At 66.5% G+C, this 22,452-nt stretch carries 19 protein-coding genes; 6 read left to right on the plus strand and 13 right to left on the minus strand.

Annotated elements, in window-relative coordinates; translation table 11 throughout:
• Nucleotides 1-134: 134 nt before the first annotated feature.
• Nucleotides 135-1,478 (minus strand): 8-oxoguanine deaminase, encoded by a 1,344-nt coding sequence (locus BMY25_RS01470; protein ID WP_092494809.1) that lies wholly within the window; start codon nucleotides 1,476-1,478, stop codon nucleotides 135-137.
• A 73-nt stretch (nucleotides 1,479-1,551) separates the two neighbouring features.
• Between BMY25_RS01470 and BMY25_RS01475 the strand changes: the two genes are divergently transcribed.
• Nucleotides 1,552-2,004, plus strand: coding sequence for a DUF6314 family protein (locus BMY25_RS01475; protein WP_143061852.1), 453 nt, complete (start codon nucleotides 1,552-1,554; stop codon nucleotides 2,002-2,004).
• Nucleotide 2,005: 1 nt separating this feature from the next.
• Here BMY25_RS01475 and BMY25_RS01480 read toward each other — a convergent pair whose 3' ends face one another.
• From BMY25_RS01480 to BMY25_RS01500, 5 genes are all read right to left on the minus strand, one after another.
• The gene (locus tag BMY25_RS01480; protein WP_092494811.1) at nucleotides 2,006-3,160 is read right to left on the minus strand and encodes a mechanosensitive ion channel family protein; all 1,155 of its coding nucleotides are present in this window, start codon (nucleotides 3,158-3,160) and stop codon (nucleotides 2,006-2,008) included.
• Between the two features lie 87 nt (nucleotides 3,161-3,247).
• Complete coding sequence (locus BMY25_RS01485) at nucleotides 3,248-3,514, minus strand: hypothetical protein (protein WP_092494812.1); 267 nt, start codon at nucleotides 3,512-3,514, stop codon at nucleotides 3,248-3,250.
• A 35-nt stretch (nucleotides 3,515-3,549) separates the two neighbouring features.
• The gene (locus BMY25_RS01490; protein WP_092494813.1) at nucleotides 3,550-4,227 is read right to left on the minus strand and encodes a hypothetical protein; all 678 of its coding nucleotides are present in this window, start codon (nucleotides 4,225-4,227) and stop codon (nucleotides 3,550-3,552) included.
• Nucleotides 4,224-5,681, minus strand: a complete 1,458-nt coding sequence (locus BMY25_RS01495) for an AMP nucleosidase (protein ID WP_092494814.1) — start codon at nucleotides 5,679-5,681, stop codon at nucleotides 4,224-4,226. The genes BMY25_RS01490 and BMY25_RS01495 overlap by 4 nt, the downstream gene beginning before the upstream one ends.
• 13 nt (nucleotides 5,682-5,694) lie before the next feature.
• Nucleotides 5,695-6,735, minus strand: a complete 1,041-nt coding sequence (locus BMY25_RS01500) for a GMP reductase (protein WP_092494815.1) — start codon at nucleotides 6,733-6,735, stop codon at nucleotides 5,695-5,697.
• 289 nt (nucleotides 6,736-7,024) lie between these two features.
• Between BMY25_RS01500 and BMY25_RS01505 the strand changes: the two genes are divergently transcribed.
• Complete coding sequence (locus BMY25_RS01505) at nucleotides 7,025-7,444, plus strand: BA14K family protein (protein WP_238858084.1); 420 nt, start codon at nucleotides 7,025-7,027, stop codon at nucleotides 7,442-7,444.
• Nucleotides 7,445-7,530: 86 nt separating this feature from the next.
• On the opposite strand, the gene BMY25_RS01510 is transcribed toward BMY25_RS01505, so the two are convergent.
• Together BMY25_RS01510 and BMY25_RS01515 are read right to left on the minus strand one after the other, a co-directional pair.
• Nucleotides 7,531-8,637, minus strand: coding sequence for an alkene reductase (locus tag BMY25_RS01510; RefSeq protein WP_092494816.1), 1,107 nt, complete (start codon nucleotides 8,635-8,637; stop codon nucleotides 7,531-7,533).
• 117 nt (nucleotides 8,638-8,754) lie between these two features.
• Complete coding sequence (locus BMY25_RS01515; protein ID WP_092494817.1) at nucleotides 8,755-9,933, minus strand: MFS transporter; 1,179 nt, start codon at nucleotides 9,931-9,933, stop codon at nucleotides 8,755-8,757.
• A gap of 212 nt (nucleotides 9,934-10,145) precedes the next feature.
• Between BMY25_RS01515 and BMY25_RS01520 the strand changes: the two genes are divergently transcribed.
• Nucleotides 10,146-10,928: a YdcF family protein gene (locus BMY25_RS01520; RefSeq protein WP_092494818.1), complete on the plus strand. Its 783-nt coding sequence runs from the start codon at nucleotides 10,146-10,148 to the stop codon at nucleotides 10,926-10,928.
• A 42-nt stretch (nucleotides 10,929-10,970) separates the two neighbouring features.
• On the opposite strand, the gene BMY25_RS01525 is transcribed toward BMY25_RS01520, so the two are convergent.
• Nucleotides 10,971-11,873: an SMP-30/gluconolactonase/LRE family protein gene (locus BMY25_RS01525; protein ID WP_092494819.1), complete on the minus strand. Its 903-nt coding sequence runs from the start codon at nucleotides 11,871-11,873 to the stop codon at nucleotides 10,971-10,973.
• 24 nt (nucleotides 11,874-11,897) lie between these two features.
• Nucleotides 11,898-13,202, minus strand: a complete 1,305-nt coding sequence (pncB, locus tag BMY25_RS01530) for a nicotinate phosphoribosyltransferase (RefSeq protein WP_092494820.1) — start codon at nucleotides 13,200-13,202, stop codon at nucleotides 11,898-11,900.
• Nucleotides 13,203-13,441: 239 nt separating this feature from the next.
• Between pncB and BMY25_RS01535 the strand changes: the two genes are divergently transcribed.
• Both BMY25_RS01535 and BMY25_RS01540 read left to right on the plus strand, forming a co-directional pair.
• Nucleotides 13,442-15,610, plus strand: a complete 2,169-nt coding sequence (locus BMY25_RS01535; protein WP_238858085.1) for a VTT domain-containing protein — start codon at nucleotides 13,442-13,444, stop codon at nucleotides 15,608-15,610.
• On the plus strand, nucleotides 15,607-16,359 hold the full coding sequence (locus BMY25_RS01540) for an endonuclease/exonuclease/phosphatase family protein (protein WP_238858086.1): 753 nt from the start codon (nucleotides 15,607-15,609) through the stop codon (nucleotides 16,357-16,359). The genes BMY25_RS01535 and BMY25_RS01540 overlap by 4 nt, the downstream gene beginning before the upstream one ends.
• Before the next feature lie 97 nt (nucleotides 16,360-16,456).
• On the opposite strand, the gene BMY25_RS01545 is transcribed toward BMY25_RS01540, so the two are convergent.
• Entirely contained in the window at nucleotides 16,457-17,986 is a 1,530-nt protein-coding gene (locus BMY25_RS01545) for a DHA2 family efflux MFS transporter permease subunit (protein WP_092494822.1), read from the minus strand.
• 84 nt (nucleotides 17,987-18,070) lie between these two features.
• Nucleotides 18,071-19,288: an HlyD family secretion protein gene (locus BMY25_RS01550; RefSeq protein WP_177176651.1), complete on the minus strand. Its 1,218-nt coding sequence runs from the start codon at nucleotides 19,286-19,288 to the stop codon at nucleotides 18,071-18,073.
• A gap of 166 nt (nucleotides 19,289-19,454) precedes the next feature.
• Here BMY25_RS01550 and BMY25_RS01555 point away from each other — a divergent pair, with 166 nt between their 5' ends.
• On the plus strand, nucleotides 19,455-20,132 hold the full coding sequence (locus BMY25_RS01555) for a TetR/AcrR family transcriptional regulator (protein ID WP_092494824.1): 678 nt from the start codon (nucleotides 19,455-19,457) through the stop codon (nucleotides 20,130-20,132).
• A gap of 36 nt (nucleotides 20,133-20,168) precedes the next feature.
• On the opposite strand, the gene BMY25_RS01560 is transcribed toward BMY25_RS01555, so the two are convergent.
• A complete protein-coding gene (locus BMY25_RS01560) occupies nucleotides 20,169-22,451 on the minus strand; it encodes a xanthine dehydrogenase family protein molybdopterin-binding subunit (RefSeq protein ID WP_092494825.1) in 2,283 nt (760 codons plus the stop codon).
• Nucleotide 22,452: the final 1 nt, after the last annotated feature.

The raw sequence follows: 22,452 nt of genomic DNA on the forward strand, positions 1-22,452 counted from the left end.
TGGATTGCGCCCAACGGATTGAGGTTCCGCAAACAGAGCGGCGGAATAATGGTACCCGCCCGCGCTATCGACGAGCGGTCCTCATATGGGGTGCTCCGGGCAACTTTGAAATGACGGCGATCGAAGTCCGGCCATCAGGCCCCGCCGGCGAAGAGCTGCCGGGCCATGTCGCCGTGCTCCGCCCTCAGCCGGGCGAGGTCGATGCCGACGGGAAGCCCGTCCTCGACGCGCCATTCGCCGGCCACCATGACCCGGTCGGCCCGGTGCGCGCCGCAGAGTACAAGCGCGGCCAGCGGATCGTGGGCGCCGGAGAAGCGGAGCTCGTCGAGGGTGAAGAAGGCGCAGTCCGCCTGCATGCCAACCCGGATCGCGCCGACATCGCCCCGGCCGAGGCAGCGGGCCGAGCCTTCGGTCGCCCAGCGCAACGCATCCAGATGGGTGACGCTGCCGACCTCGTATTGCAGGCGATTGATCATCAGCGCGTGGCGCACGCCTTCCATCAGATTGGAGCTGTCGTTGGAGGCGGAGCCGTCGACGCCGAGCCCGACCGGCGCGCCCGCCGCTTCCAGCTCCTGCGTGCGGCAGAGGCCGGAGCCCAGCGTCATGTTGGACGTCGGGCAATGGCAGACGCCGACGCAGGCATGACCGAGCCGCTTCACCTCATCGTCGTTGAAGTGCACGCCGTGCGCCAGCCACGTGCGCGAATTCATCCAGCCGGTATCTTCCAGGTAATCGACCGGACGCATGCCGAACATCTCGACGCAGAACTGGTCCTCGTCCTTCGTCTCGCCGAGATGGGTGTGGAGGCGGCAATCGAAGCGCTCGGCGAGCGCTGCCGTTTCCCGCATCAGGTTACGCGTCACGGAGAAGGGGGAGCAGGGGGCGAGCGCCACCTGCGTCATCGCGCCGGGCCGGGCGTCGTGGTAGCGCGACAGCACGCGCTCGCTGTCGGCAAGGATCGTGTCCTCGTCCTGCACCACGGAATCGGGCGGCAGGCCGCCATCCTTCTTCGACAGGTTCATCGAACCGCGCGTCACGGTCATGCGGATGCCGAGCTTGCGCGCCTCGTCCACCTGGATGTCCATCGCGTCCTCAAGCCCGCCGGGGAAGAGGTAATGATGATCGGCGGCCGTGGTGCAGCCCGACATCAGGAGTTCCGTCAGCGCCAGCCGGGTCGCCAGCCGGTGCGCCTCGGGCGTCAGCGACTTCCAGATCGGATAGAGCGCGACCAGCCACGGAAACAGCGGCTTGTTGATCGCGGCCGGATGCGCGCGCGTCATCGTCTGGTAGAAGTGGTGATGCGTATTGATGAGGCCGGGCAGCACCACGTGGCGCGAGGCGTCGAAAAAGCGGTCCACCGGCGCGGGAGGCTCGCCGCCGCGCCCGACCAGTTCCGCGATCGTGCCATTCTCCACGACGAAGCCGCGCTCGGCGCCATCGGCCAAGATCGCCAGCGGGTCCTTGATCCAGATACGCATGTCCTACCTCCTGAGGCCCGCCTTGAAGCACAAAGATTTGCCTCCGGCGACCGCTTCATGGAAGAGGGACGAAATGAAGCGAGATCCTGAGCCGGGCGGGACCCGGTCCGTCTTCGACATGCTGGAAGGGCGATGGGCCATCGCGCGCACCGTGGAAGGGCAGGCGCGCTTCGACGGGGAGGCCGTGTTCACCCCGCGCGCCGACGGGCGCCTCGATTACCTGGAGGAAGGAGAACTCGCGCTGGAAGGCGGCGGCCGCTTCCATTCCGCCCGCTCCTATGTCTACGCGCGGCGGGAGAACGGCCTCGCCGTCTTCTTCGAGGACGGGGTTTCGCTCTTTCACGAGGTGAACCTATCGGGTCCGGGCGAGATCGCGAGCGGGACCGCCGAGCATCTTTGCCGGGCCGACACCTATCGGACGCGCTACGATTTCGAACCGGGCGGCGCGCGCTTCACCGTCACGCATCGCGTCACCGGCCCGCGCAAGGATTACGTCATGCGCTCGACCTACACCCGGCTCGGCTGACTCACGTACTCGCCGACGCGGCGGCCTGTTCGAAGAACGGTTGTCCGCCCCGCGCCTGATCGACCGGCTCGGCGGTTTCCAGCGGATAGACCTCGGTGCGACGGCGCGGCAGGGCGGAGGGGAATTCCCCCTGCAGGAAGGCGATCATCTTCTCGCGGACGAGGCAGCGGAGATCCCAGACGGTCGGGGAATTGCGCGCGCTGACCAGGCAGCGAAGCTCGAGGCTCTGCTCGCCGGCATCGGTGACCTGCAGGTTCACCACCTTCTTGTCCCAGAGCGACGACGCCTCCACGATCTCCGTCAGCTTCTCGCGAATGCGGTCCACCGGGACGGTGTAGTCCACGCGCAGAAGCACGGTGCCAATGACGGCGGCGCCTTCGCGCGTCCAGTTCTGGAACGGCTTCTGGATGAAATAGGAAAGCGGCACGATCAGCCGCCGCCAGTCCCAGAGGCGGATGACGACGTAGGTCGCCGTGATCTCCTCGATCCAGCCCCATTCGCCTTCGACGACGACGGCGTCCTCGATGCGGATCGGCTGCGTGATCGCAAGCTGCACGCCGGCGATCAGGTTGGAGAGCACGGGCTGCGCGGCCAGGCCGACGACGAGCCCGGCAGCGCCGGCGGAGGCGAGCATGCTCACGCCGTATTGGCGGACGGCCGAAAAGGTCATCAGCGCCGCGCCCAGCATCAGGAGCAGGATCAGCGTATCCACGGTCCGGCGCAGGATGCGAACCTGCGTGATGTGCTTGCGGGCAAGGAGGTTGTCCTCCTCGTCGATACGGAAGCGGCGCAGATAAACGTCGGAGAATACGCCCACCGCGGCCAGCGAGGACCACCCGATCATCAGGATGAAGGACACGAGAAGCAGGCGGGCAAGGATGTTCGTCGCGTCATAGCTGAGCGGCGTCAGCGGCAGCATCGCACCGAAAGCGAAAAGCACCAGCGCCATCCGTGTCGGCCCGGAGATGCGGGACAGCAGCGAACGGAGATATTCCGAGCGGGCCGCCGTCAGGCGTCGGATGAGTCGCACGGCGGCTTTGTGCGCTGCAAAAGCCACTCCCACGGCGACAAGCAGCATGATGGTGCCGACGACGCCGTTCGGAAGCCAGCCAAGCCACCGGAAAGCCCCGGTGACTGCGGTGTTGATCCGGTCCATCGCGATCTCCCCGGCTATCTCGCAAGTGCGAGATAAATCCCGTCACCGAGGTCCGGTTCCGATTTTTCGAAGGCTAAAGGCAGGCTTTCAGGCTGGCCGCACGCGGGAGCGGAGCGCGTCGACTTCGCCCTGCAGCCGATCCGCCTTTTCCTCAAGCTCGCGCAGCCTTGTCTCGAAGGCGCGGAGGCGGATCTCCGGAGATGTCTCGTCCGCCACGGCGCGTTGCTTCTGCTGGAAACGGATGGCGCTGGCCGCGCGCTGGTAGTCCTCGGCTATCTCGAAATAGCCCTGCAGCCGCCAGTGCGTCTCCCGCTGCTCGATCCAGTTCAGTGTTTCCGCGAGTTCCTGTTCCACGTCGCCCTCGCTGGTCGTCTACCGAGCCTCTCCCCTCAGGGGCGAGGCTGCGTGATTGCCGGTTGCCTGGTGGAAGGAACGTCGGTCGGGCAGTTTCGGCTCCAGACGATGCAGTCCACCCGGTCGGAATCCTTGGTTACGAGCGGAACGTAGGCATCCGCGAAATAGCCGACGAGGAAGCCGAGCAGGGCGGCAGGCAGGGCGCCCCGGAAGGCATAGTTGGAATGGCGCGAGCGGGAGGCGACGAAAAGCGCGGCGATGAAGACGAGGGCCAGCCGGCCCAGTTCGAACGCGGCTTCTTGTGAAAGGAAGACGGCGAGAAGCGCGACGATCCCGAGCACCAGAAGGGCGATCAGCGGCGCGGCGAAGCGCTCGCTTCGGCTCAGCGTCGGCCCGGCCCGAACGACGAGTTTGCGGCCGAACCTGCGGACAGGCTGTTGAAACTGGTCGATCAGGATGGCGATGATCGCCAGTTCCACCGCCAGCGGCACGGCCCCTTCCAGCCCAAGGCGGAGGACTCCGGAGCGGCCCGCCTGCTCGGCGATGAAGCGGGGAACGCCGAACCAGAAGCCTGTGATTTCCAGAAGCCCGAACAGCAGGGCCGCGACGGCAAGCGCCGCGATGCGGCGGCCCCGGTTGGGTGCGGGAAAAGGCGTTGCGTCGGCCGGGCTGGCCGGGTCCACCGGCACGTCCCCGGCCCTGCGCTCGTTCAACGGAAGGCCGGCTCGTCGAAGCCGCGCAGCTTGCGGGAATGCAGCGCGCTGGGTCCCCGCTCGCGCAGGAGCCGCATGGTTTCCAGCCCGACGCGCAGATGCTGGCTCACCCGCTCGCGGTAGAAGGCGTTGGCCATTCCGCCGAGCTTGAGTTCGCCGTGCAGCGGCTTGTCGGAGACGCAGAGCAGGGTGCCGTAGGGCACGCGGAAGCGGAAGCCGTTGGCGGCGATCGTCGCCGATTCCATGTCCACGGCGATGGCGCGCGTCATGTTCAGCCGACCGAACAGTTCGTTGAAACGAAGTTCCCAGTTGCGGTTGTCGACGGTGGCGACCGTACCGGTCCGCAGGCGCGTCTTGAGTTCCTGCCCGTGCAGGCCGGTGACGGTTTCCGTCGCCTCCTGCAACGCGACCTGGACTTCGGCGATGGGCGGCACCTGCACCCAGGCCGGCAGATCGTGGTCGAGCACCTGATCGTCGCGGACATAGCCATGCGCCAGCACGTAATCGCCGAGGAGCTGGCTGCGGCGCAGGCCGGCGCAATGGCCGACCATGATCCAGCAATGCGGCCGCAGCACCGCGAGATGGTCGGTGATCGTCTTGGCGTTGGAGGGGCCGACGCCGATATTGACCAGCGTGATGCCGTCGCCGTTTTCCCGCTTCAGGTGATAGGCGGGCATCTGCGGCAGGTAATGCGGCGCCACCCCACGCGGGGTATCCGCGTCGGTCGGCGTCGGCGTCACCACGTTGCCGGGCTCCACGAAGCCGGTATAGCCGTCCTGCCCGATCTGCGCGTGGCCGAAGCGGATGAACTCGTCGACATAGCGCTGGTAGTTGGTGAGCAGCACGAAGCTCTGGAAATGCTCCGGCGACGTGCCGGAATAATGCTTCAGCCGCGCCAGAGAATAATCCACCCGCTCGGCGGTGAAGAGAGACAGCGGACGCGGATCCTCGGGGCGGCGGACCTGCGTTCCGTTCGCGATGGCGTCGTCCGTGGCGCTGAGATCCGGCAGCGCGAAATGCTGCTGCAAGGCGCGGAGATCCGCCTCCGTGATGTCGATGACGCTTTCCTCGATCACGAAGGGCAGGGGAATGCGACGATCGCTGAGCCCGACATAGACCGGCACCCTGTGGTGCTTCAGCAGGAGGTCGATCTGCTCGCGATAATAGCGGGCGAAGAGGTCAGGCCGCGTCAGCGTCGTGCCGTAGGTGCCGGGCTCCAGGAGAACGCCGTAGGAAAGCCGCGCATCGACATGGAGGTCGGAATGCGTGGCGGAAATCCCGAGATAGGGATAGGTCGCCAGCACCTCGCGCCGCCGGCCGCCGGTCGCCACCTCGCGAAACGCGGTCCTGAGCGTAGCGACGCTGTCGCTGTAGATCTGCTGGATGCGTTCCAGCGCCGCATCGGCGTCGGTGAAGGGCTCGAGGTCGCGCGCGAGGTAGCCGGCGTTGATCATGCGGTATCCCGTCTCACGATCCGAAGATGTTGTTGAGCTGGGCGCCGACCATGACGAAGCTGGTCCGCTTGGGGACCTCCTTCAGCCGCATGGCGCCGATATAAGTCATCATGGAGCGCACGCCGCCGGTGATTTCCTGCATCGTGTGGGTGACCGGACCGCGATAGGGGACCCGCACGGTCTTGCCTTCGGAAGCGCGGTAGCCCGCGACACCGCCGGAATAGCGCTGCATGGCCGTGTCGGAGGACATGCCGTAGAAGGTCATGCCGACCGCGACGCGCTCGCCGTCCCGCTCCTCGTATTCGATCTCGCCTTCGCATTCGTCATGACCGGCCAGCATGCCGCCGAGCATCACGAAGTCGGCGCCGGCGCCGTAGGCCTTGGCGATGTCTCCCGGTACGGTGCAGCCGCCATCGGCGCAGACATAGCCCTTGAGGCCGTGCGCGGCGTCGGCGCATTCGATGATGGCGGAGAGCTGGGGATAGCCGACGCCCGTCATCTTGCGCGTGGTGCAGACGGAGCCCGGGCCGATACCGACCTTGATGATATCGGCGCCGGCGAGGATCAACGCTTCCGTCATGTCGCCGGTGACGACGTTGCCCGCCATGATCACCGCTTCCGGGTTCTCGTCGCGGATCTCGGAGACGAGCTGCACGAACTTCTCGGTGTAGCCGTTGGCGACGTCGAGGCAGATCTTGTCGATCCTGGCGTGCTGCTTGACGGCGGCGAGCTTCTCGCGGTCGCTCTCGGTGGTGCCGAGACTGAAGAAGACGTTGGACGTATCCTCGCGGCCGAAGAACTCGATCAGCTTTTCCACGGGGTAGTGCTTGTGCAGCGCCGTCATCGCGCCGAACGAGGAAAGGGCGACTGCCATGCCCATCGAGCCCGTGACGTCCATGTTCGCGGCGACCAGCGGAAAACCGGTCCAGTCGATGCCGCTGCGGAAGCGGAAGGTGCGGTTGATGTCGACTTCGCTGCGGCTCCCGAGCGTGCTCCGCTTCGGGCGGATCAGCACGTCCTTGAAGTCCAGCTTGAAATCAGTCTCGATACGCATGGGGTAAACTCTCGAATTCCGTCGGTCCCGGCGGGGCCTTCCCCACGCCATATGGTTCGCCTTGGCTAACACGCCAAACGGGAAATTGGGCGTAAAAACAGCGAAGCAAACGCTGCGTCGAAGTCGAAGCCGCATATGCCGGCCGGTAAAGACGGGTCCTTGAGGGAACTCGCCTCCACACAAGACCGTTGCCTTTCCATGAGGAAGCCGGGCGATGGCGTCCGGGTTTCAAGAACCCGCCTGCGGCAACGGGCAGCAGGCAGGGGCCAAACCCCTCAAGGAGAACGTCTTGAACAGGATTATCACCGCCCTTGTCGCAGGCTTCGTCGCGAGCGCCACGGTCGTCGCGGCCGCTTCGCCTGCCTTTGCGGACGAGCCGTGGATGCGTGGCAATCGCGGCGGTTTCGCCGGCGATCATGGTGGCCATCATGGCGGGCGCGACTTCCGCGGTCATGATCGGCATGGCGGCGGCTGGGATCGCGGCCACCACGGCTACCGGCATGGCTACAATCGACACGACTATTACCGTCATCGTCATCACGGCGACGCCGGCGCGGCCGCTGCCTTCGGTCTGGCAGCCGGCGCGATCGCCGGTGCCGCGGCCAGCTCCGCCTCGCATGGCTCGTCCTGCGCGGCGCGGTTCAAGTCGTACAACCCGCGTACCCACACCTATCTCGGCTATGACGGGCAGCGCCACGTCTGCCGCTGATCGAACTTTCGGTCAGAAGGAAGAGCAGGAAGCAAAAAGGGCCGGCAGATGCCGGCCCTTTCGTTTGCGCGTCCCGGGAGGGGCGATCAGGCCGGCGCCTGCTCCTTCAGCGTGGGGTAATCGACGTAGCCCTCCGCGCCGCCGCCATACATGGTCTGCTGGTCCGGCTGGACGAGCGGCGCGCCCGTGCGCAGGCGCTCCACGAGGTCCGGATTGGCGATGAAGGGACGGCCGAAGGCCACCATGTCGGCCCGGCCGGAGGCGATCGCCTCGGCGGCCATCTCGCCGTCATAACCGTTATTGGCGATGTAGGCGCCCTTGAAGCGGCGGCGGAGCTCGGAATAATCGAAAGGAGCGCCGGTGTCGCGCGGTCCGCCCGTCGCGCCCTCGATCACGTGGATGAAGGCGAGGTCTAGCTTCTGCAACTCGTCGACGGCGAGGTTGAAGAGCGGCTGCGGATCGCTGTCGGTGGCATCGTTCGCGGGCGTGACCGGCGAAAGGCGGATGCCGGTGCGGCCCGGGCCGATGACGCCGATCACCGCTTCCGTCACCTCGCGCATGAAGCGCACGCGGTTCTCGATGGACCCGCCATAGGCGTCGGTCCGCTTGTTGGTGCCGTCGCGCAGGAACTGGTCGATCAGGTAGCCGTTCGCGCCGTGGATCTCGACGCCGTCGAAGCCCGCCTCGATGGCGTTCTGCGCGGCCTTGGCATAGTCGGCGACGATGCCGGAGATCTCGTCGATCTCGATGGCGCGGGGCTCGGAAACCGGTTCGTAGCCGTCCTTGGTGAAGGTCTTGGTGGTTTCGGCCCGGATCGCGGAAGGCGCAAGCGGCTTGCCGTTGTTCGGCTGCAGCGAGGTGTGGGAGATGCGGCCCACGTGCCAGAGCTGCAGGATGATCCGTCCGCCGGCATTGTGGACGGACTCGTTCACGCGGCGCCAGCCGGCGATCTGCTCGGGGGAATGGATGCCGGGGGTCTTGATGTAGCCCTGACCGTCCGGCCGGATCTGCGTGGCTTCCGCGATGATGAGCCCGGCCGAAGCGCGCTGCTTGTAATAGGTGACGGCGAGATCGCTGGGAACATTGCCTTCGCCGGCGCGGCTGCGCGTCAGAGGCGCCATGGCGATGCGGTTGGCGACGGGAATGTCGCCGATGCGGCCGGCCTGGAACAAGGGATCGAGATTGGACGTCATTTGAACTCCGGGTCAGGGTTTGAAGAACGCAAGCGGTCCTTCGCGCCGAGCCCGGTATCTAATGCGTCCCAACCTACGGACAAGTACCGGAGAAATGCGGGAAGGGACTGCCCGGCCTCAGGAGTTGCCCACGCGGATGCCGCCCGCCGGCACGCGCCGCCGCTCCAGGCTTTCCGACAGCAACGTCAGGATCAGCGCCACGCCGGCCACGGCCGCGCCGATCAGCGGCAGGGAGCCGTAGCCGATCCCCGCATTGATCGCGAAGCCGCCGAGCCACGCGCCGGTGGCGTTGCCGAGATTGAAGACGCCCTGGTTCATGGTGGAGGCGAGATTGCTGGCGCCGACGGCCTTGTCGACGATGCGCAACTGCAGGGGCGGCACGACCGAGAAGGTGAGAATGCCCCAGGCGGTCACCGTCACCATGGCAGGCACGCCGGAATGACTGGTCCAGGTGAAGGCAAGCAGCACCAGCGCCAGAACGAGAAGGCAGGCCATCAGCGATTGAGCGCCCTTCCAGTCGGCCAGACGTCCGCCGAGAAGATTGCCGATCGTCATGCCGACGCCGAAGAGGAGCAGAATGCCGGTAACCGCGCGCGGGGTGAAACCGGTCACGTCTTCCAGGATCGGCGTGATGTAGGTGAAGACCGTGAACAGGCTGACGGAAACCAGCATGCTGATCAGGAAGTTGAGGAGGACCATCGGCCGGGCGAGGATGCGGAACTCGCGGGCGAGGTTCGGCACCTCCATCTTGAGGTTGGCGGGCAGCAGCACCGCCAGCGCCGTCTCCGAGATCAAGCCGATCAGCACCACCGCCCAGAAGCTGACGCGCCAGCCGGCGATCTGGCCGAGACCGGTGCCGAAGGGCACGCCGAGGATGTTGGCGACCGTCAGGCCCGCGAACATCATGGAAATCGCCTGCGCGCGCTTGTTCTGCGGCACGAGATCGGCGGCGACCACCGCCCCGATGCCGAAGAAGGCGGCGTGACAGAAGGCGGTCAGCATCCGCGCCAGCATCAGGAGCCAGTAATTCGGCGCGACCGCGCAGAGGAAGTTGCCGACCGTGAAGATGCCCATCGCCACCAAGAGCGCGAGCTTGCGCGGCATGCGCGCCGTGATGACGGCGAGGATCGGCGCTCCGATGAAGACGCCCAGCGCGTAGCCGGAGACGAGCAGCCCGGCGCTCGGGATGCTGACGCCGAGATCGCGCGCCACGTCGGGCAGCAATCCCATGATGACGAATTCCGACGTCCCGATGCCGAAGGAGGCGACGGTCAGGGCAAACAGGGCCAATGGCATGAGGCGATCCCGGGACATCGAAGCAGGGAGAGACAGCGAGCCATAGAGGTCGCTCGCACGCCCGGCAATCCGTCAGATCGCCCGGCAGCCCTGCCGGTTCAAAGAAGCATCGGCTGTGGCCGGGCCGCATCTCGCCCGAGCTTCGCCTGCTCTTGCCGAAATGTTAACCATGATCCGGCAGAGCGTTCACGAAGGACGAAGAGGGGCCGCTGTTGTTTTACGTCTTGTCCAAGCTGGCGTGGCTGCTTCTCGACCCCGGCAATTTCCTGGTCGCGCTGCTTGTCCTCGGGCTCCTGATCCGGCTCTACCGTCCGCTCCGTCGCTTCGGCATGGGGATCTGCGTTCTCGCGACGGTGTGCTTCGTGCTGCTGACCATTTTCCCGCTCGGCTCATGGTTGCTGGAGCCATTGGAAAACCGGGTCGCCGCGCCCGTTACGATGCCGGAGCGCGTCGACGGGATCATCGTGCTCGGCGGTGCGACGGACAACGAGGTGAGCCTGCGCCGTCATCAGACGGACCTCAACGCCGCCGGCGAGCGCCTGACGCAGACGCTGGTGCTGGCGCGACGCTATCCGGAGGCGAAGATCCTGCTTTCCGGGGGCACCGGCGACGCCAACGGCGTCGGCAGCGACGCTGCCGTCATGCAGCAATTCATGCTGGAGCAGGGGATCGATCCCGCGCGGCTGATCATCGAGAATCAGTCGCGCAACACGCGGGAGAACGCGGTCTTTTCGCAGCGGATCGTGCAGCCGCGGGCGGGGCAGACCTGGCTGCTGGTGACCTCCGCTTTCCACATGCCGCGTTCGCTCGGCTGCTTCCGGAAAGTGGGCTGGGCGGTGATCCCGTATCCCGTCGATTTCCGCACGCCGGGCGATCACAGCCACCATCTGGTGGAGAACCTGAAGACGCTTTCGACGGCGGAAAAGGAGTGGGTGGGGCTCGCCGCCTATTATACGACGGGCAAGATAGAGACGCTGTTCCCCGGCAACGAGTAGCTCCCGGGCGGATCGACCCCGCCCGGGCCGTCTCGCCCCGGCTCAGCCGCCGAAGCAGCGGAAGACGTTCTCGCGCTGGCCGGTGACTTCGGTCGCGATGGCATAGAGCCCGCCGGCCAGCCGGTCGCTTTCGGGGGCCTCCAGCCTCGCGGTGGTGACGAAGAGCGTCTTCAGATCCGGGCCGCCGAAGGTGCAGGTGGTGATGTTCTGGACGGGCATTTCGATCACCCGGTCGATCTCGCCGGAGGGCGCGACGCGGACGATGCACCTGCCGCCGAAGCGCGCGTTCCAGAGATAGCCCTCCGCGTCCATCGCCGAGCCGTCCGGCCCGCCGCGCTCGAAGCCCTCGAAGAAGGTCTGCCCGCCCGAAATGTCGCCGTTTTCCGCCACGTCATAGACGCGGACGATGTTGGGAATGCTGTCGCCGAAATAGAACTTCCGGCCATCCGGGCTCCAGGTCAGCGTGTTGGAGATGGCGAGCCCGTGCACCCATTCCGTGACGTCACCGGAGGGGGTGATGCGATACAGGATGCCCTCGGTGCCGCCGGCCTCGCCCGAGGTCCCGTCGGCGCGGACATTGTTGCGCATGGAGCCGATCCAGAAATTGCCGAGCGGATCGGGGCGGCCGTCGTTCAGCCGCACATTCGGCCAGCCCGGCAGGCGGAAGCCATGATCGCGGCGGGCGTCCGTCGCCGGTTCCCAGAAGAGCAGGCGCGAGCCGATGGCGACGAGCAGCGTGCCGTCCCGGTCGGTCAGGGCCAGCGACACCACCGGCTCGTCGAAGAACCAGGACTGGACGCTGTTGTCGGCAAGCTTGATGCGGTGGATCAGGAAGCGATTGACGTCGGTCCAGTAGAGGGCGTTCTCCGCCTCGCACCAGAGCGCGGCTTCACCGCAGACGTCGCCGACCGGCGCCAGGCAGACCGGTTCTCCGATAACGCTCATTCCTTGCTCCCAGATCGTCTTGCGTCAGACCAGCACCGCGCGGCGCACGCGCCCGGCGGTGCCGAAGATGTCGAGATAGCGGTCGATCTCGGTCTTGTCGCCGGTCACCTTTTCCGGATTGTCGGAAAGCTTCACCGCGGGGTGGCCGTTGACGCGCGTCACCTTGCAGACCAGCGAGATCGCCTGCAGCCCGTCCAGCGGCTCGGGCGCGCAGCCCTCGAAATCGTTGGTGAGGTTTGTGCCCCAGCCGAAGCTCATCCGGGTGCGCCCGGCGAAGTGCTTGTAGGTGGAGACGATCGTGTCCGCGTCGAGCGCGTCGGAGAAGACGATCAGCTTGTCGCGGGGATCGTGGCCGCGCGAGTGCCACCAGGCGATGATCTGCTCGCCACCCTCGATCGGCGGGAGCGAGTCCGGGCGGAAGCCGGTCCAGTCCTCCACCCATTCCGGGGCGTGTCGCAGGAAGGTGGTGGTGCCGAACGTATCGGGCAGGACGACGAGGAGGTTGCCGCTGTAGAGCTTTTCCCAGTCCTTCAGCACGCGATAGGGCGCTTCGCGCAGCTCGTCGTCGTTGCGGGCAAGCGCCGCCACCACCATCGGCAGTTCGTGCGCATTGGTGCCGATGGCTTCCAGGTCGCTGCCCATGGCGAGCAGCACGTTGGATGAGCCGACGAAGGATTCGCCGAGACCTTCCTTCAGCGCTTCGACGCACCAGCGCTGCCAGAGATGGCTGTGGCGCCGCCGCGTGCCGAAATCGGCGATGCGCAGGTCCGGCAGCTGCTTCAGCATTTCCACCTTGTTCCAGAGCTTCGCCTTGGCACGGGCATAGAGCACGTCCAGCGCGAAGCGGCCCATGCCGCGCAGCGCGGAGCGGGAGCGCAGCTCGTTGACGATGGCCAGCGCCGGGATCTCCCACATGCTGACCTCGGCCCAGCTGCCGGAGAATTCCAGCGCATACTGGCCGTCCTCGCGGTGCAGCTCGTATTCCGGCAGGCGGAAGTCCTTCAGCCAGGCGAGGAAGTCCGGCTTGAAGATCTGCGAGCGGCCGTAGAACGTGTTGCCGGCCAGCCAGATCATTTCCTTGTGCGAGAGGCGCAGCGATCGGGCGTGATCGAGCTGGTCTCGCAGTTCCTTCTCGTCGATCTCCTCGGCGATGCGGACGCGCCGGGTGCGGTTCACCAGCGAGAAGGTCGCCTGCACATCCGGGTAAAGCTCCCAGATCATCTGCAGCATCAGGAGCTTGTAGAAGTCCGTATCGAGCAGGGAACGGATGATCGGATCAAGCTTCCAGCTGTGATCATAAACCCGCTTGGCGATATCGATCGGTGGCATGCTGCTTATCCTGCCGCTTTCCAGCGTGAACAGCCCTAATGTCGAAAACGCGCTTTGACCAGCGGCCTTTATCTCTTTCGCAACTGGGCGGCAGGAAGATTCTTCTGGCATGGCGGAGCATTTTCGCGCGGCGCCGATTAACGGGAAAACGACAGGTTTTCCGATTGCTCCAACGCACCGAAACGAGGACCGGGTTCGCGAACGACGGGCGTTGCGCAGGCGCTGCCGCGAGCGGCCCGGTGAGCGTGCCGGCAAGTGCCGCCGCGCCAGAGCCTGAGTCCGGCCTCCTCCTCCAGCCCGGTCAAAACGTCTGGCGGGTCGCGCGTGCGGAGCGCGCGGCGGTGCTCGTGGATGCCGCGAACTATTACGGTGCGCTCCGTCAGGCGATGATCAGCGCGCGGCGGTCCATTCTGATCGTGGGATGGGACATCGACAGCCGGACGCGGCTGGTCGGGCCGGGCGGCGAGCCCGGGGACGACCTGCCCGCGACGTTCTCCGCCTTTCTCTCCGCGCTGGTGGAGCGCACCCCGGAACTCTCCGTCAAGGTCCTGCTCTGGGACTATTCCGTCCTCTATTCGCTGGAACGCGAACTGCTGCCGGTCATGCGGTTGCGCTGGAACACGCCGCGCCAGGTGGAGATGTGCCTGGACGACATGACGCCGGTCGGCGCGGCGCATCACCAGAAGGTGGTCGTCATCGACGACAAGCTGGCCTTCGCCGGCGGGCTGGACCTCACCATCCGTCGCTGGGACACGGGGGACCACGAGCCGCACAATCCCGGACGGGTCGATCCGGCCGGCAAGAGCTACGGCGCCTTCCACGATATACAGATGATGGTGGACGGCGATGCCGCGATGGCGCTGGGCGATCTCGTGCGCAACCGCTGGAAGCGCGTGACCTGCGAGGGCGGCGAACCAGTGCGGCTGGAGGATTGCCCGGTGCCGTGGCCGGAAACGGTCGCGCCGGATCTCCGCGACGTGGATGTCGGCATCGCGCGCACGCAGCCGCTCTACGGCAACGAGGAAGAGGTGCGCGAGGTCGAGACGCTGTTCCTCGACATGCTGGAAACCGCCGAGCGCACCATCTACATCGAAAACCAGTTCCTGGCCTGGACGGCCTTCGCCGAGCGGCTCGCCGCGCGCCTGAAGGTTCGGCCGAAGCTGGAAGCGCTGCTGGTGGGGCCGCGCACCCATCATACCTGGCTGGAACACCGGACCATGCGGAACGGCCGCATCCGCTTCCAGCGCATCCTGACGGAAGCGGGGGTATGGGACCGGGTGCGCATCATGCATCCGCAGGTGAGGGAACATCGCGCCGCGCATGAGGTGATGATCCACGCCAAGCTGATGATCGTCGACGACCGGGTGCTTCGCGTGGGCTCCGCGAACCTCAACCATCGATCCATGGGGACCGACACGGAGTGCGACCTGGTGGTGGCGGCGCGAACGGAGGCGGACCGTCAGGGCATCGCCGCCGTGCGCAACCGGCTGATCGCGGAGCATTGCGGCACGACGCCTTCGGAGGTCGCGGAGAAGCTTGCGGCGACGGGGTCGCTGCTCGCGGCCATCAGCGAACTTTCCACCCGCAAGCGCGGTCTCGCGCCGATCGAGGACGGCGAGCCCGACCCGGAGGAGATCTCCAGCCGGGTGGAGATGGTCGCCGATCCCGATCGCCCGATCGCGCCGAGCGAGTTTTTGGCCGATTTTACCGAGGAATTCCCGCCGACCCGGCAGCGCGTCCCGACGCTGGTCAAGGCGGCGGTCGCCATCGCGGTTGTGGTCGGGCTGGTGCTCGCCTGGAAATACACGCCGCTGGCGGAAATCGCGAACCCCTCCAATGTCCGCCGGTGGCTGGCGGATCTGGGTGGCGGCCCTTGGGCGGCCGTGGTGGTGATCGGCGTTTATGTGCTCGGCGGGTTCGTCATGTTCCCCATCATGGTGCTGATCGCCGCCACCGCCGCGGCTTTCGGCGGCTGGATCGGCGCCGCCTATGCGATAAGCGGCGCCATGGCGAGCGCGCTCGTCACCTACTGGATCGGGCGGGCGGTGGGGCCGGACGTGCTCCGCGACATCCTCGGTCCGCGCATCAACCGCATCGCCCGCAACTTCGCCCGCAAGGGACTGGTGGCGCTGACGGCGGCACGGCTGGCGCCGATCGCGCCCTACAGCCTGTTCAATCTCGTCGCGGGAGCGGCGGGCGTCGGCTTCGTTGATTTCACCATCGGCACCGCGCTGGGACTGGCGCCCGGACTGATTTTCATGTCGAGCCTGGGCGACCAGCTTTCCGATGCGATCCGCCATCCGACCCTGGCCCGGATCGCCGTGCTTGTCGGGATCTGCGTGGTCTGGATCGGCGTGACCTACGCGCTGCAGAAGCTCATGACCCGGATCCGCGGACGGCAGACGTGACGGACGACCGATTCCCCGCGCCCGACACGCTGCGGCTGATGACCTGGAATATCCATGCCGGGATAGGGCCGGACGGCGTGCGCGATCTCGCGCGCATCGTCGCCCTGATCCGGCGGCACGACCCGGATATCGTGGCGCTGCAGGAGGTGGATTCCCGCCACGACGCCCCGGGCGAGGAGCCGGCCTTCGCCTTTCTGAAGCGCTCGCTCGGACTTCATGCGGTGGAGGCGAGGGCGATCACCGTGCCCGATGGCGATTACGGCCACATGCTGATCAGCCGTTTTCCGGTTTGCGGGATGCAGGTGCACGACATTTCGATCGCCCGGCGCGAGCCGCGGCGGGCGATCGAGGCGCGGGTGGATACGCCGCAGGGACCGCTCACCGTCGTCGCCGTGCATCTCGGCCTCAAGCTCCGGGAACGGCGGCAGCAGGCGGAGCGGCTCGCCGACATGGTCCGTCGTGCGGAAGGGCCGGTGGCAATGCTGGGGGATTTCAACGAGTGGCAGGGGCTCGGCGCGGTGCGGCGGCTGGCTGCGGCGGGCCTGCCGGAGCGAACGCATCACCGGACCTTTCCCGCCTCGCGGCCGATGCTGAAGCTCGACCGGATCTTCGCCCGGCCCGCAGGGCTGCTCGTCTCCACCCGGACCGATCCGGCGGGGCGGGGCGCTTCGGACCACCTGCCCCTGATTGCGGATATCCGCCTGCCGGGGGCGGCGCGGCCCGGAAGGCCGCCTGACGGCCGAGCCTGAAAGCCCCTGACGGAGAGCCGTTAAAGAAAGGGCCCCGGCTGGAGGAGCCGGGGCCAAGTTGGGACTGTCTGGATCGGGGAAGGCGTGCCGGGCGGCCTTAATGGCCGCCGCCGCCTCCGCCCATGGCTGTGGGCTTCTTCAGGATCACGATGAAGCAGGCGGTGAGCCCGAACATGCAGGTGAGCAGGAAGAAGGTGTCGGCGAAGGACATCACGGACGCCTGCTGGCGGACAAGCAGGCTCATCTGCTTCAGCGCCGCCGTCTGCGCCGTATCGCCGAGCGACGAGAAGGCGTTCTGCAGGGTCTGCATGTATTCCAGCGTATAGCTCTTGCTCCAGTTCGCACCGTCGTGGAGGCGCTGCAGATGGAGGTCGAGCCGGGCATTGTACGCCGTATTGATCAGTGCCAGCCCGACGGCTCCGCCGAGGTTGCGCGTCAGGTTGAAGAGCCCGGAGGCATTCTTCATCTCCGCCGGGTTGAGCGTGCCCAGCGCGATGTTGGTGATCGGCACCATGGACATCATCAGGCCCATGCCGCGCAGGACCTGCGGGAGGAAGAGCTCCCAGAAATCCCAGTCCTTGGTCAGTCCCGTCGCGACCCAGGTGCCGCTGGCGAACAGGGTCAGGCCCACGAACATCAGGATGCGGAGATCTATCTTGCGCGACAGGATGCCCGTGATCGGCGCCATGAAGAACATGGTGAGACCGCTGACGAACATGGTCTCGCCGATCTGCAGCGAATTGTAGTGGCGGACGATGCCGAGATATTGCGGATAGACGTAGGTCAGGCCGTAAAGGCCGATGCCGAGGATGAAGGAGAAGAGGGAACCTGTCGCGAAATTGCGGTCGCGGAAGGCCGACAGGCTGACGATTGGGTTCGCGGCGGTCAGCACGCGCCAGAAGAAGAACAGCCCCGACGTGATGCAGATGATCGTGCAGATCAGCACCGGCCGGTCGGCGAACCAGTCATTGTTGGGTCCTTCCTCCAGCGCATATTCCATGCAGCCGAGGAAGCCCGCCATCGAGATCAGCCCGTACCAGTCGAAGGTCTTGAACAGCGAGAGGTTCGGCTTGTCGAAGTCGATCAGCAGCCCCGTCGTGATGGTCACGATGATGCCGGGGATGATGTTGATCAGGAACAGCCAGTGCCACGACATGTATTCGGTGAGATAGCCGCCGATGGTCGGGCCGATGGTCGGCGCCAGCGTGGCGACCAGGCCGATGATCGGAGAGACGATCGCCTGCTTGGAGCGGGGAAAGATCGTGAAGGCGGCCGAGAACACGCTCGGGATCATGCCGCCGCCGATGAAACCCTGGATCGCGCGATAGACCATCATCTGGTCCATGCTGGTCGCGGTCGCGCAGAGGAAGCTGGATATGGTGAAGCCCGCGGCGGCCCCGGCGAAGAGCCAGCGCGTCGACAAGAGCCGGGCGAGGAAGCCCGACAGCGGAATCATGATCACTTCCGCGATGAGATAGCTGGTCTGGACCCAGGAAATCTCGTCGGAGGAGGCGGAAAGGCCCGCCTGAATATCGGACAGCGACGCCGAGACGACCTGGATGTCCAGGATCGACATGAACATGCCGAAGACCATCGCGAAGAACGCGATGATCGTCTGGGTCTTCATTGGCGGATCCACCGGACGCGCGGTGCTTCCTCCGGTCGGACCCACGCCGGCTCCCGCAGTGGCCGCCTGTGCGCCAGCCATGGCCTACTCTCCGGGGCGGTCGGCGCCGGCGGGCGTCGTGCGGGTGTCAACGTCGGCGACGACCGAGAGGCCCGGCCGCAGATGGTATTTCTCCGCGTCGGCAGCCGAGACCGCGATGCGGACCGGCACGCGCTGGACGATCTTGGTGAAGTTGCCCGTGGCGTTCTCCACCGGCAGCAGGCTGAAGACCGAACCGGAAGCCGGCGCGATGCTCTCCACGTGGCCCTTCACGGTGACCTTGCGGACGGCGTCGATGCTGAGCTCGACCTCCTGGCCGGGCACGAGGCTGGCCAGCTGCGTTTCCTTGAAGTTGGCGGAAACATACAGCGTGCTGGTCGGCACCAGCGCCATCACGCGGCTGCCCGTGGTGACGTAGGAGCCGACATCCACGGCGCGGTTGCCGACGGTGCCGTCGGCCGGAGCCCTGATCTCGGTGAAGGACAGGTCGCGCCTGGCCGATTCCAGCGCGGTCCTGAGCTCGGCGAGGGCGGCGCTCGCCTCTTTCTGCTGCGCCCGGGTCACGTCGATGTTGGCCTGCGCCTGGGCCAGCGCGGCCTGCGCGCTCGCCACGCCCGCAACCGCGCTGTCGCGTGCCGCGCGGGCGGCGTCCAGCGCCTGCTTGGAGCCGAAGTCACGGGCCGCCAGCGCCTGCGCGCGCTCGAAATCGGCCTGGGTGCGAACCTGTGTGGCCTGCGCGGAGGTCACCTGCGCCTGCGCCTGCTGGACAGCCGCCTGGCTGGCGGGGATCTGCGCGGCGATCCGGTCGATCGTCGCCTGCTCGGCATCGATCTTGTTCTGCGCGGACTGAACGGCCAGCTGGTAGTCGATCGGGTCGATCTGGGCCAGCACGTCGCCGGCCTTCACCCTGGAATTGTCCTTGACCGGGATCTTGGCAACGTAGCCGCTAGCCTTGGCCACCAGCGTCGTCACGTCGGCCTGGATATAAGCGTCGTCCGTGGAGACCATGAAGCGGCCGACGGTCCAGTAATTGTAGCCGAAATAGCCGATACCCGCGAGCGCTGCGAGGCCGATGATGGGCAGGAGGATGCGCTTCTTGGAGCCCTTCGGCTTTTGCGGCGCGGCGACGGGAGGCTCGGTGCGAGCGGGCGCATCCTCTGCCTTGCGGGATTCCGCGGGACGCAGCGAAACCACCTCGTCCTTGTGAGCAGAAGCCGGCGCGGGCGTGGTCTGGTCCTGATCTGCGCGTGCGACCTTGGTCATTCTCTGCTCCTGCTCGGACCGCAGAGACGTAGAGTTCTCCGGGCGGCATTCAAATCCCATTGACCGAACCGTTCGGTTCGATCGGCGATTGACATAGTAGAGCGGGCTGACTACGTCAAGATCGAACTGAACGGTTCGGTCAGTACCGTTAGCGAGGATTGTTGGAATGTCGGAGGTGGCCTCGAAAGACACAGGCGCGCACGGCGGCGACGAGCACGTCCAGGGCAGCGACCCCCAGAAACGGCTTCAGATCGTGAACGGGGCCATGCAGGTCTTCATGACCTCAGGCTTCGCCGGCGCCAGCATGGGCGAGATCGCGCGGGTCGCCGGTGTCTCCAAGGGAACGCTCTACGTTTATTTCCAGAACAAGGAGCAGCTGTTCGCCGAGTGCATCGACGAAAAGCGTCGCGCTTTCGTCGAGCCACTGCTGGATTTCGAAGCGGCCGGCACGCTGGAGGAAGCGCTGACGCGTTTCGGGCTCGGCTTCTCCCGGTTCACGGCTTCCGCGCAGGCCATCATGGCGGTGCGGACAGTGATCGGCATCGCCGAGCAGATGCCCGACATGGGCTGCCGCTTCTACGACAAGGGTCCCCACAGCCTGGTTCCCCGCTTTGCGGACTATTTGGAGAAACAGGTGGCGGCAGGCCGGCTGACCGCACCGGACGCCACGCTCGCTGCCGTCCAGTTTCTCGACCTTTGCCAGAGCACGCTGTGGAAGCCGCAGCTCTTCGGGGCGAGTGTCACGCACGAGGAAATCCAGGACCGGTCGGAACGCGTGGTCGCCTCGGCGGTCCATATGTTCATGAGCGCCTACGGGGTGCCGGCCGCAGCCGATCCCGCGTAGACGGGGCACCCGGCATGGCCGGATGCCGCTTGCTCGTCAGACGTTCAGGAGGTCGTCCAGCCGGATCGGCAGATCGCGAATGCGCTTGCCGGTGGCGTGGAAGACGGCTGCCTGGATCGCGGCCGGCGTCCCGACATTGCCGAGTTCGCCCACCCCCTTGACGCCCGCCTCGTTCACCTCGTGGTCTTCCTCCGGCACGAGGATCACCTCCAGCTGGTTCACGTCCGCGTTCACCGCGACCATGTATTCCGCCAGATCGCGATTGACGTAGCGCGCCGCCCGCGGATCGATCTCGGTCGCCTCCAGCAGGCCCGCGCCGATGCCCCAGATCATGCCGCCCATCAGCTGGCTGCGGGCGGTGCGCGGGTTCATGATGCGGCCGCCGGCGAATGCGCCGACGATGCGGGGAATGCGGATCTCGCGCGTGCGGCTGTGGATGCGGACCTCCACGAACTCGGCGCCGAAGGCGAAGCGGATCTTGTCGCCCTGCGATCCGCGCTTGAACGAGGATTGGCCGGAATAGAGCTTGGCCATGGATTCCGGCGGCATGCCTTCCGGCGTGTGCTCCACATATTCCTCGATGACGCCCGAGCCCATCTGGCCGAAGAGGTCGGCGAGCTTCACCGAAGCCCCGTCCGCCGCCACGATCATGCCGCCCTTCATGCCGAGGTCGCCCGGATTGCGTCCGGCGAGCGGCCCGTCGTTCGAGGTGACCGCCGCGCGGAACAGCCGGTCGCGGATGCGGTTGGAGGCGACCAGCACGGCGGAGCAGACGCTGGCCGTGGAGTTGGAGCCGCCGGCGACGGGGGCGGGGGGGAAGTCGGTGTCGCCGGTCTCGACCGTCACCATCTTCATGTCGAGCCCGAGCGGCTCTGCCGCCATCTGCCCGGCAACCGTGCGAATGCCCGTGCCGATCTCGTGCGCGGCGGTTTCGATGCGGACCTCCCCCTTGGGCGACAGCCGCACGCGGACGGCGGCCGGACCGATATTGGTCGGGTAGATCGCCGTGGAGCAGCCCATGCCGATCAGCCAGTCGCCGTCCCGCATGGAGCCGACCGCCGGGTTGCGCTTCTTCCAGCCGAAGGCTTCCGCCGCCTGATCGTAGCATGTCATCAGCGAGCGGCTGGTATAGGGGCGGCCCTTGATCGGCTCCTTCTGCGTGTCGTTAACGCGGCGAAACTCCACCGGGTCCATCTTCAACGCCGCGGCCATCTCGTCCATGGCGCTTTCCAGCGCGTACATGTAGGGCGTCTCCGGCGGGGAACGCATGTAGCCGGGCGTGTTGCGGTCGGCCTTGACGATCTGCACCCTGGTGCCGACCGCGCCATAGGCGTAGACCAGCGACGTCGTCTCGGTGCCGCCGACCACGTAATTGTCAGGGCGGGACGTCACTTCCCAACCCTCGTGGCTGTAGGCGACGATCCTGCCGTCCGGCGTGGCGCCCATGCGGATGTGGTGGCGCGTCTCCGCCCGGTAGGTCGCGGTGGTAAAGCCCTGCATGCGGCTCACCACGCAGCGGATCGGCCGGTTCAGCGCCCGGGCGGCATAGGCGACCACCGCCGTGCGCGGCGTCATCGGCCCCTTGGAGCCGAACGCGCCGCCGATCAGCGGGCTGACCACGCGGACATTCGCGGGATCGACGCCAAGCTGCTCGGCAACGCCGTTCTTGTAGCCGTAGACGAACTGGCTGGGCTCGTAGATCGTGAGCTTGTCGTCCTGCCACGAGGCGGTCGTGGAGAAGAGTTCGATGGGATTATGGTGCTGCGTCGGCGTGGAATATTTCACGTCGATCTTCACCGGCGCGGTCGCGAGCGCCGCTTCCACGTCGCCGAGCTTCGGGTCCTCCTTGTGGGACTCCGTGTTGCCGACCGCGTCCAGCGTCTGCGAGCCGGGCGAGTCGAAGGTCGCCGAAGGCTTTGTTTCGTCATAGCTGGCGCGCAGGCGATAGGCGGCATCCTCCGCCGCCTCGTGCGTGTTGGCCACGACGAGCGCCAGCATCTGCTCGTCGTGCCAGATCTTCGGGCCGTTGAAGGGCTGCACCGAACTGGAGTTGCCCTGGCCGAATTTCGGGTCCTTGAGGCCCTTCACGTTTTCCTGCGTGAAGATCTCGATCACGCCCGGCACCGCGCGGGCGGCTTCGAGGTCGAGCGACTTGATGCTGCCGGCCGCGATGGCGCTGGTCACCAGCACGCCGTGGGCGAGATTGTTGAGCGGAAAGTCGGCGGAATAGCGGGCTTCGCCGGTCACCTTGGAGCGTGCTTCGAGGCGCGCGACCGGCTGGCCCATGTTTTCCTTCGGCGGGGGGACGGCGACGTTCATT

This window comes from Faunimonas pinastri (assembly GCF_900110915.1).
Taxonomy (GTDB): Bacteria; Pseudomonadota; Alphaproteobacteria; order Rhizobiales; family Afifellaceae; genus Faunimonas; species Faunimonas pinastri.